Here is a 9,352-nt window from a genome sequence, read left to right on the forward strand (position 1 = left end):
CGACCCAGCTCAAGGCCTCGCTCGGCGCGGGCGCGGGCGGCGCGGCCGGGCACGTGTACTCCAAGATCGTCCTCACGAACACGAGCTCGACCCCGTGCCTCCTGAGCGGCTTCGCGGGCGTCTCGCTCACGGCAGGTCCGACCGGCAACCCCCTCGGCGCCCCCGCCGACCGCGACTCCTCGGCACCCGTGACCGACATCGTCCTCCAGCCGGGACAGTCCGGCGGCGCCGACTTCGGCTACACCCAGCCCGGCCTCTACGGCGGAAGCTGCACTCAGGTCCAGGCCGCCGGAATCCGCATCTACCCGCCGGAGGACTACGGCTCGGTCTTCATCGCGCAGCCGGAGACGGCCTGCAGCGAGACGAACATCCACCTCCTGACCGTCAAGGCGTTCCAGCCGATGTAGCAGTGCGGAGGCCCCTCGCCTCCGGTCGTCCGGCCGCTCTTCTGTCGGCGGGGTGCGGCATGATGGACGCATGATGGCTCGGAGCGCGACCCCCGCACCGGCCGCCGGCCGCGCCGTCCTCGAGCGCTTCGGCGAGGCGACCCGCGAGTGGTTCCTCGGCGCCTTCCGTGAACCGACGCCCGCCCAGGCGGGCGCATGGGAGGCGATCTCCTCCGGACGGCACGCGCTCGTCGTCGCGCCCACCGGCTCCGGCAAGACCCTGGCGGCGTTCCTGTGGTCCCTCGACCGGCTCATGCGGCACGACGCCCCCGAGCCTCGCGGTCCAGCGGGCGCCGCGGTCGCCTCGGCTGACCCGGACGACGACGGCGCCCTGCCGGGCTTGGCGCGGCCCCGCCGTCGTTCGGCCCAAGGCAGGGGACCCAAGAACTTCACCAAGGTGCTGTACATCTCCCCGCTCAAGGCGCTCGGCGTCGACGTCGAACGCAACCTGCGGGCCCCGCTCATCGGCATCTCGCAGACGGCGCGGCGCCTCGGCGTCCCGGCACCTGAGGTGAGCGTGGGCGTACGCTCGGGAGACACGACCGCGTCCGACCGCCGCGCGCTCCTGAGCAACCCGCCCGACATCCTCATCACGACGCCCGAGTCCCTCTATCTCATGCTCACGTCGCAGGCTCGGGAGACGCTGAGCGAGGTCCAGACCGTGATCGTGGACGAGGTGCACGCCGTCGCAGGCACGAAGCGGGGGGCCCACCTCGCCGTCTCGCTCGAGCGACTCGACGCGCTCCTGCCGAAGCCCGCGCAGCGGATCGGGCTCTCGGCGACCGTCGAGCCGCGCGAGCTGGTCGCACAGTTCCTCGCGGGCCACGCGCCGTGCGAGATCGTCGCACCGCCGGCCGCCAAGACGTGGGAACTCACGGTGACGGTCCCCGTCGAGGACATGAGCGACCTGCAGGGCGCCGCGGCCGCCCACGACATGGGCCCCGCGAGCGGGCTCCAGCCGCAGGCTTCGATCTGGCCTCATGTCGAGGAGAAGATCGTCGATCTGGTCCTCGCGAACCGCTCGACGATCGTGTTCTCGAACTCGCGGCGCCTCGCCGAACGGCTCACGGGCCGGCTCAACGAGATCTATGCCGAGCGGCTCCAACCGAGCGTGTGGGATGAGCCGGGCGGCCAAGCGGATGCGCCGGCCGTGGCCGCGACCCGGACGCCCGCGGAGATGATGGCGCAGGCCGGGCAGACGGCGGGTGCGGACCCGGTGCTGGCCCGCGCACACCACGGTTCGGTCTCGAAGGAGCAGAGGGCGCAGATCGAGGACGACCTCAAATCGGGTCGGCTGCGCTGTGTCGTCGCGACGAGCAGCCTCGAGCTCGGCATCGACATGGGCCTCGTGGACCTCGTGATCCAAGTCGAGTCGCCGCCGTCGGTCGCCTCGGGCCTCCAACGCGTGGGGCGCGCTGGGCACCAGGTCGGCGAGGTGAGCCAGGGCGTGCTGTTCCCCAAGCACCGCGCGGACCTCGTGCACACGGCGATCACGGTCGAGCGCATGCTGTCGGGCCAGATCGAGGCGCTGCGCATCCCCGCGAACCCGCTCGACATCCTCGCGCAGCAGACCGTGGCGGCCACGGCGCTCGGTCCGATCGACGTCGAGGAGTGGTTCGACGTCGTCCGCCGTTCCGCGCCCTTCGCGACGCTGCCGCGCTCTGCCTTCGACGCCACGCTCGATCTCCTCTCGGGGAAGTATCCGAGCGACGAGTTCGCCGAGCTTCGCCCGCGCATCGTGTGGGACCGCGAGGAGGGCACGATCGAGGGGCGTCCCGGTGCCCAGCGGCTCGCGGTGACCTCGGGCGGGACGATCCCGGACCGCGGACTCTTCGGCGTCTACATCGTGGGCTCGGAGGCTGAGGGGTCAGCGCGGGAGGCCGCACGCGGCGGACGGCGGGTCGGCGAACTCGACGAGGAGATGGTGTACGAGTCGCGCGTGGGCGACGTCTTCGCGCTCGGCGCGACGAGCTGGAAGATCGAGGACATCACCCACGACAGGGTCCTCGTCTCCCCCGCCTTCGGCCAGCCGGGCAAGCTCCCGTTCTGGAAGGGCGACGGCGTGGGGCGGCCCGTCGAGCTCGGCCGCGCCCTCGGCGCGTTCCAGCGCGAGGTGTCGGGGGCGGACCGCGAGCGCGCGCTCGAGCGGATCGAGGCCGCAGGGCTCGACGCGTTCGCCGCCGGGAACCTCCTGCAGTACCTCGACGAGCAGAAGCAGGCCACGTCCGTCGTCCCGAGCGACCGGACGCTCGTCGTCGAGCGCTTCCAGGACGAGCTCGGCGACTGGCGCGTCGTGCTGCACTCGCCGTTCGGCATGCCGGTGCACGCCCCGTGGGCGCTCGCGGTGGGGCAGCGGCTGAGCCAGAGGTACGGAGTCGACGGTTCCGCGATGGCGGCCGACGACGGGATCGTCCTGCGCGTGCCCATGATGGAGGACGAGCCGCCCGGGGCCGAGCTGTTCGTCTTCGAGCCTGAGGAGCTCGAGGGGATCGTGACGGACGAGGTCGGCGGCTCTGCGCTCTTCGCAGCCCGGTTCCGCGAGTGCGCCGCGCGTGCGCTGCTCCTCCCCCGGCAGAACCCCGCGAAGCGGCAGCCGCTCTGGCAGCAGCGCCAGCGCGCCTCCCAGCTGCTCGACGTCGCGAAGAAGTTCCCCCAGTTCCCCATCATCCTCGAGGCCGTCCGCGAATGCCTCCAGGACGTGTACGACCTCCCAGCCCTCAAGGACGTGGCCGGCGCGATGCAGCGCCGCGAGCTCCGGCTCGTCGAGACCACCACGCAGCAGCCGTCGCCCTTCGCCCGCTCGCTCCTCTTCGGATACGTGGCCCAGTTCCTGTACGAGGGCGATTCGCCGCTCGCCGAGCGCCGAGCCGCCGCGCTGTCCCTCGACTCGACTCTCCTCAACGAACTCCTCGGCCGCGCCGAGCTGAGCGAACTCCTCGACGGGCGCATCATCGAGCAGTCCGAGCAGGAGCTGCAGCGGCTCGCGGAGGATCGGAAGCTCTCCGGGCTCGAGGGCGCCGCTGATCTCCTGCGTCTCCTGGGGCCGCTCTCGGCCGACGAAGTCGCTGCTCGGCTGCGCGTCTCCGGGCAGGCCGGGGAGGCTCATCTCGAGGAGGCGACCCGGCACCTCGAGGAGCTGGTGGTCAGCAAACGGGCCCTTGTGGTCTCCATTGCCGGGGCGGAGCGCTATGCCGCGATCGAGGACGCCTCCCGGTTGCGGGACGCGCTGGGTGTCCCGCTGCCGATTGGGGTTCCGCTCGCGTTCATCGAGCCGGTCGCGGATCCGCTCGGCGATCTGGTCGGGCGATACGCGCGGACGCACGGTCCCTTCACCGCGGGAGAGGCGGCCGCCCGGCTCGGGCTCGGGGTCGCCGTCGTGCACGGGACGCTCAAGCGCCTGGCCGCGGACGGCCGCGTCATCGAGGGGACCTTCCGCCCCACGACCGGGGATGCACCCGTCACCGGCGGTCCCGGCGAATGGTGCGACGCCGAGGTGCTGCGCCGGATCCGGCGCCGCTCGCTCGCGGCGCTCCGGGCCGACGTCGAGCCCGTCGACCAGCCCGCCTTCGCCCGCTTCCTCGCCGCGTGGCAGCACGTCGGCCAAGAACCTGGGACGCGCGGCGGACCACGGGGGTCGCTGCGAGGGCACGACGGCGTCCTGACCGTGGTCGACCAGCTCGCCGGCGTTCCGGTCCCGGCGAGCGCGTGGGAACCCCTCATCCTGCGCAGTCGGATCCAGGACTATTCGCCGGCGCTGCTCGACGAGCTCATGGCGAGCGGGGAAATCCTCTGGACGGGTGCCGGCGCGCTGCCGGGCAACGACGGCTGGGTGAGCCTGCACGTCACCGAATCAGCCCCGCTCACCCTCGCGCCCGACCCGGACTTCGCCCCCGACGCGGTGCAGGAGCGCATCCTCGACTTCCTCGCGGGTGGGGGCGGCTACTTCTTCCGCCAGGTCGCCGAGGCGGCCGGCGGCATGGATTCGGTGCTCTCGGACGAGGCCGCGATCCAAGCGCTCTGGGACCTGGTCTGGGCAGGTCGGGTCACCGGGGACACGTTCGGCCCCGTCCGGGCGATGCTCGACGCCGGTCACACCGCCCACCGACAGCCCTCGCGGACGCCGCGCGCCCGCACCTATGGGGGCGGGCGCGGGACGCTCGGCGGTTCCGCTCTCCGTGGCGGCCGGCTCCCCCGAGTGGGGCGCCTCGGGGCCGTGACCGGGCTCGGGTTCGACGCGCCGTCGTCCGCGGCTCCGCCGATGGCCGCGGGCCGCTGGTCGGCCGTGCGACACCTCGAACTCGACCCGACCGTCAAGGCGCACGCCCTTGCCGAGCTGCTCATGGACCGCTACGGGGTCCTCACCCGCGGCTCCGTCACGGCCGAGGAGATTCCCGGCGGATTCGGGCTCCTGTACAAGGTGCTCTCGCGGCTCGAAGAGGCCGGCAAGTGCCGCCGAGGGTACTTCGTGGACCGTCTGGGCGCGGCGCAGTTCGCCGTGCCCGCGACCGTCGACCGCCTGCGTTCCTACGTCCGGGACGAGACCGGAGCAGGCGGAGGGCTGGAGCCAGGCGTCCCCCGCGCTGCCCTCGCCCTCGCCGCTACCGACCCCGCCAACCCCTATGGCGCGGCCCTGGCGTGGCCGGACGTTCCCGATGCCGCGACGGGGCACCGCCCCGGGCGGAAGGCGGGCGCGCTCGTCGTCACGGTCGACGGCGCGTTGGCACTCTACGTCGAACGCGGCGGCAAGACCCTGCTCGCCTTCACGGACGACGGCGACGTGCTGGGCCCCGCGGCCTCGGCGCTCGTCGGCGTCGTCCGGTCCGGCGCGGTCGACAAGCTCGTCATGGAGAAGGTCAACGGACGGGACCTGCTCGACACGCCCCTCGCACACGCGCTCACAGCCGCTGGCGCCTATTCGACACCGCGGGGGGTACGGATCCGTGCCTGAGATGACGGGCGGAGCCCGCCGTGCCTGAGATGACGGGCGGAGCCCGCCGTGCCTGAGATGACGCGCGGAGCCCGCCGTGCCTGAGGGCGACAACGTCTGGCAGGCCGCGACCCGCATGCACGCCGCCCTCGCCGGGAAGCGGCTCGCGCAGACCGACTTCCGCGTGCCCGCCTTCGCGACGCTCGACCTCGCCGGCTGGACCGTCCTCGAGGTCGTCTCGCGGGGAAAGCACCTGCTCCACCGGCTCTCCCCACCGCAAGACGCCGACCCGAGGGCAGGTTCCGCGCCCCTCAGCATCCATTCCCACCTCAAGATGGAGGGAAGCTGGCAGGTCTACGCGAGCGGCGAACGATGGCGGAAGCCGGCGCACACCGCGCGGGCCGTGCTGCGTGCCGAGGACGGCACGAGCGTCGTCGGCTTCTCCCTCGGGGTCCTCGAGGTGATTCCGACCGCGGAGGAGCACACCGTCGTCGGCCATCTCGGCCCCGACCTCCTCGGCCCGGACTGGGATCCCGAGGTCGCCGAGGCCAACCTCCGCGCCCAGCCGGACCGGCCCATCGGACTCGCGCTCCTCGATCAGCGCAACCTTGCGGGCATCGGGAACATCTATCGGAACGAGGCCTGTTTCCTCGCGCGGGTGCACCCAGCCACGCCCGTCTCGGCGGTCCCGGATCTGTACGGCCTCGTTGCGATGGCCAAGCGGCTGCTTGAGGCGAACCGGAACCGTGGGTCGCGGAACACAACCGGCGGCTTCGGCCCGCGCGGGGACTCCTGGGTCTATGGCCGTGCCGGGCAGCCCTGCCGGCGCTGCCGCACGAGGATCCAGCACGCTCTGCTCGGCGAACCTTCCCCCGCAGAGGCCGGCACGGGAACGGCTGTGCAGCGCGAGCGCGACATCTACTTCTGCCCGCGCTGCCAGCCAGCGCCCCCCGCTGCCCAGCCGGAGCGTGTCTCCTGATCGGCTCCCACCGCGCGGGGGAGGATGGTGAAATGCCCCGTGATCCTTTCATGCGCATCCACAGTCCCGAGTTCACTGCGATGAGCGAGAGGGTCCTGCGCGTCACCGAGCTGACCTCGCGCCTCAACGTCCTGCCGTTCGAGAACGAGGCGGCCAAAGCCGAACTGTTCGAGCAGATCCTGGGCCGCCCGCTTCCGCCGCGCGTGACGATCTACCCGCCCTTCTACACCGACCATGGCCTCAATCTCGAACTCGCCGAACGGGTCTTCATCAATCAGGGCTGCACGTTCCTCGACTATGCCGGGATACGGATCGCCGAGAGGGTCATGATCGGCCCGAAGGCCACCTTCATCACGAGCGGGCATCCCGTCGATCCCGAGGAGCGGCGGATGTGGCTGACCGGCGCTCCCATCGACATCGCGGAGAACGTTTGGATCGGGGCCGGCGCCACGATCCTGCCCGGCGTCAGCATCGGCCGCGACTCGGTGATCGCCGCAGGCGCCGTGGTGGCCGACGACGTCCCGCCAGCGAGCCTCGTCACCGGGACCAAGGCCACGGTGCGCCGACAGTGGTGAAAGGGCGCCCAGCTGGGTTCGCCCGATGGGTCTCAGGCGTAGATCCCGCCGAGCCACTCCGTGAAGGCCGCGGTGTTATCCTCTGCCCGTGCAGCCCGCTCCTCCGCCGACGCGGCGTCGAGGGAGAAGTCGTGGACGGTGAGGCCCACCCGATCGCCGAACGCGTTGCGACCGAAGACGCGCACCATCGCGTCGGGCGTCCGGAGCCCCAGGAAGTTCTCGTTCCGGAAATCGACGGTCGTCTCGACAAGCGTCGGGGAAGGTGCGCCGAGGCCCGGCAGTTCGAGCTCCCGCTTCTCGCCCTCCATCGCCCCATCGAGGCCCAGCTGTCCGACGAGGCGCTTGAACGCGTCGGCGTCCGCGGCGGCATCCGGGCCCCGCACGTCACTGAACGCGACCGCGCGGCCGAAGAAGTGCTCAAGGTACTGGCCGAGGGTGTGGTGGTAGAAGACGGTGTGCTTGGCTGCGCCGTCGTACTGCTGCTCCCAGTTGTCCGTCATGACGCCGGAGTGGACGTAGTGCAGCTCGGTCCCGTCCGGGCCGGGGCTGATGACATGTTCGAGCTGGTTGTACCAGCCGTTGGGGCCCTCCATCCGGGAAACGAGGTGGGTCGGGTATTCGTCGACCGTGCGGACAGCCGGCCACTGGTCGGTCGGGAACATCCACGACGCGGTGTCGTCGGTGACCGCCTGCCAGATCTGCTCGGGCGTAGCCCGGAGGACGCCGTCGTGGACGATCGTGAATTCGTGGTTCATGGCTGAATCTCCTGGCTTTCTGATGCTTGCAGGGCCTCGCCCGGTTCCGGGCTCGGATCCTTCTTGAGGCTGGGATGGAGGGCGACGATGACGCGATGCGGCCGGCCGCCCGCTGCCTTGGCGTCGTGGTACTTCGTGGCGAGCCGGGCGACGTCGGCCGCCAGCTCCTCGACGAAGGCGGCGCGCGACGCCGCGGACGCAAAGGTGATTTCGCCGTCGACCGCGAAGGTCGCAAGCTGCTGCTTCGCGGCCGTCGCCCCCACGATGAGCCGCCCGACCTCATGGACCATGCGGGAGGCGAGCGCCAGCAGCCAATAGGCGCTGAAACGGTCGCGGTAGCGAGTGGGGTCCGGCTCGACGGCCGCGAGCGCGGCCGGCGAGATGACGTACGAGGCGGCCGTCGCCTGGAGCACGCGCTCCATGACGTTGCCCTTGCGGCGCTCCTCGACGAGCTCGACGAGGCCGTGCTCCTCAAGGGCGCGCAGGTGGTAGTTGACCTTCTGCCGCGGGAGCCCCACTCTGGCGGCGAGGCCGGCGGCGGAGGACGGCGTGGCGAGCTCCCGGAGGAGCCTCGCCCGAAGCGGGTCGAGGCTGGCGGCGGCAGCGGCTGCATCCTCGATCACGACGACGTCTTGCATACGTCCAGTGTGGCTACCGACAAATCTTTTTGTCAAGGAAACTTATGCCGTCCACGTTGCGCCGTCAGCACCCTGCGGAGCTGACGGCGCAACGCTATTCCTCGAGGGTCTGCCGCAGCTCCCGATACTGCTCAGGGGTGATCTCCCCGCTCACGAGGCGTTCGTCGAGGATCCTCCGGGCGCGGCTGCGGCCAGCTGGGGCGGGAGTTGGGGCGAACGGAGCCGGCGGGTTGGGGCCGGGCTGCTCCGGAGCAGGCTCGTACTGGCCCGGCGGTTGCTGGCCCGGCGGGTGGTCCGGGAGAGGAGGAACGCCTCCGGGCGGGACGCGCCCGGCGCCATGCCCCGGCTGATGCATGAACAGCCGCACGGCAATCACCACGAGTAGGGCAACAACAATCAGAAGCAGGATGACGACGAACAATGCGCCCATCCCCACTCCGCCCCAGCGAAGCATCGAAACCTCCGGGCTCGAACCAGATCGCGGGACGCCCGCCAGCGGGATTCGCGCTTTCGTGACGCCGAAGCGCCGTGATGACAGAGTAAGGCCGTTGGCCCTTAGTCCCTAGTCCTCAGCACATGGACAGGCACAAAATGATGCAACCGGTGCCGACGACGGGACCGGACCGGCAGACGGAGGAACGCTGTGGAATTGGATGCAGCACGGGCTACACGGGGCTCGGAGCCTTCGGCGAAGCTGCGAGTCTTCATCCTCGACGACCACGAGCTCGTGCGCCGAGGACTTCAGGAACTCCTCGAAGACGAGGGCTTTGAGGTGGTGGGAACGTCGGGCAGCGCAGCCGAGGCAGCGCGGCGGATCCCGGCCCTCCGTCCAGACGTCTCAGTCCTCGACGTGCGGCTCCCCGACGGAACCGGCATCGAGGTGTGCCGCGACGTCCACGCCGTCGACCCCTCGCTCCCCTGCGTGATGCTCACAAGCTACGACGACGAGCAGTCCCTCCGCGGCGCGATCCTCGCCGGGGCGAGCGGATACGTGCTCAAGGAGATCCGCGGCACCGAGCTCATCTCAGCGCT

General features: G+C 71.3%; 8 protein-coding genes. 5 read left to right on the top strand and 3 right to left on the bottom strand.

Going from position 1 to position 9,352, the window contains the following annotated elements:
• The 4 genes from V7053_RS16085 to V7053_RS16100 all read left to right on the top strand — a co-directional run.
• On the top strand, positions 1-407 hold a 407-nt coding region (locus tag V7053_RS16085; RefSeq protein WP_334173283.1), incomplete at its 5' end, for a DUF4232 domain-containing protein.
• A gap of 73 nt (positions 408-480) precedes the next feature.
• A complete protein-coding gene (locus V7053_RS16090) occupies positions 481-5,394 on the top strand; it encodes an ATP-dependent helicase (protein WP_443022653.1) in 4,914 nt (1,637 codons plus the stop codon).
• Between the two features lie 76 nt (positions 5,395-5,470).
• Entirely contained in the window at positions 5,471-6,352 is an 882-nt protein-coding gene (locus tag V7053_RS16095; protein ID WP_334173285.1) for a DNA-formamidopyrimidine glycosylase family protein, read from the top strand.
• 32 nt (positions 6,353-6,384) lie between these two features.
• Positions 6,385-6,927 carry a sugar O-acetyltransferase gene (locus V7053_RS16100; protein ID WP_334173286.1) on the top strand — a complete coding sequence of 181 codons (543 nt, stop codon included), beginning with the start codon at positions 6,385-6,387 and terminating at the stop codon, positions 6,925-6,927.
• Positions 6,928-6,959: 32 nt separating this feature from the next.
• Here V7053_RS16100 and V7053_RS16105 read toward each other — a convergent pair whose 3' ends face one another.
• From V7053_RS16105 to V7053_RS16115, 3 genes are all read right to left on the bottom strand, one after another.
• A complete protein-coding gene (locus V7053_RS16105; protein ID WP_334173287.1) occupies positions 6,960-7,682 on the bottom strand; it encodes an SRPBCC domain-containing protein in 723 nt (240 codons plus the stop codon).
• Positions 7,679-8,320, bottom strand: coding sequence for a winged helix-turn-helix domain-containing protein (locus tag V7053_RS16110; protein WP_334173288.1), 642 nt, complete (start codon positions 8,318-8,320; stop codon positions 7,679-7,681). Before V7053_RS16110 ends, V7053_RS16105 begins: the two co-directional genes overlap by 4 nt.
• Before the next feature lie 94 nt (positions 8,321-8,414).
• On the bottom strand, positions 8,415-8,750 hold the full coding sequence (locus V7053_RS16115) for an SHOCT domain-containing protein (protein WP_334173289.1): 336 nt from the start codon (positions 8,748-8,750) through the stop codon (positions 8,415-8,417).
• 213 nt (positions 8,751-8,963) lie between these two features.
• On the opposite strand from V7053_RS16115, the gene V7053_RS16120 reads away from it, so the two are divergent.
• Positions 8,964-9,352: response regulator (locus V7053_RS16120; protein ID WP_334173290.1), on the top strand; the 389-nt coding region annotated here is incomplete at its 3' end.

It is taken from the genome of Sinomonas sp. (assembly GCF_036848755.1).
In the GTDB taxonomy this organism is placed as follows: Bacteria; Actinomycetota; Actinomycetes; order Actinomycetales; family Micrococcaceae; genus Sinomonas.

Bases quoted from the DNA above. Each gene is read 5' to 3' on its own strand.
- V7053_RS16100 (WP_334173286.1), top strand. From the start codon at position 6,385: ATGCCCCGTGATCCTTTCATGCGCATCCACAGTCCCGAGTTCACTGCG.
- V7053_RS16090 (WP_443022653.1), top strand. From the start codon at position 481: ATGGCTCGGAGCGCGACCCCCGCACCGGCCGCCGGCCGCGCCGTCCTC.
- V7053_RS16105 (WP_334173287.1), bottom strand. From the start codon at position 7,682: ATGAACCACGAATTCACGATCGTCCACGACGGCGTCCTCCGGGCTACG.
- V7053_RS16115 (WP_334173289.1), bottom strand. From the start codon at position 8,750: ATGGGCGCATTGTTCGTCGTCATCCTGCTTCTGATTGTTGTTGCCCTA.
- V7053_RS16110 (WP_334173288.1), bottom strand. From the start codon at position 8,320: ATGCAAGACGTCGTCGTGATCGAGGATGCAGCCGCTGCCGCCGCCAGC.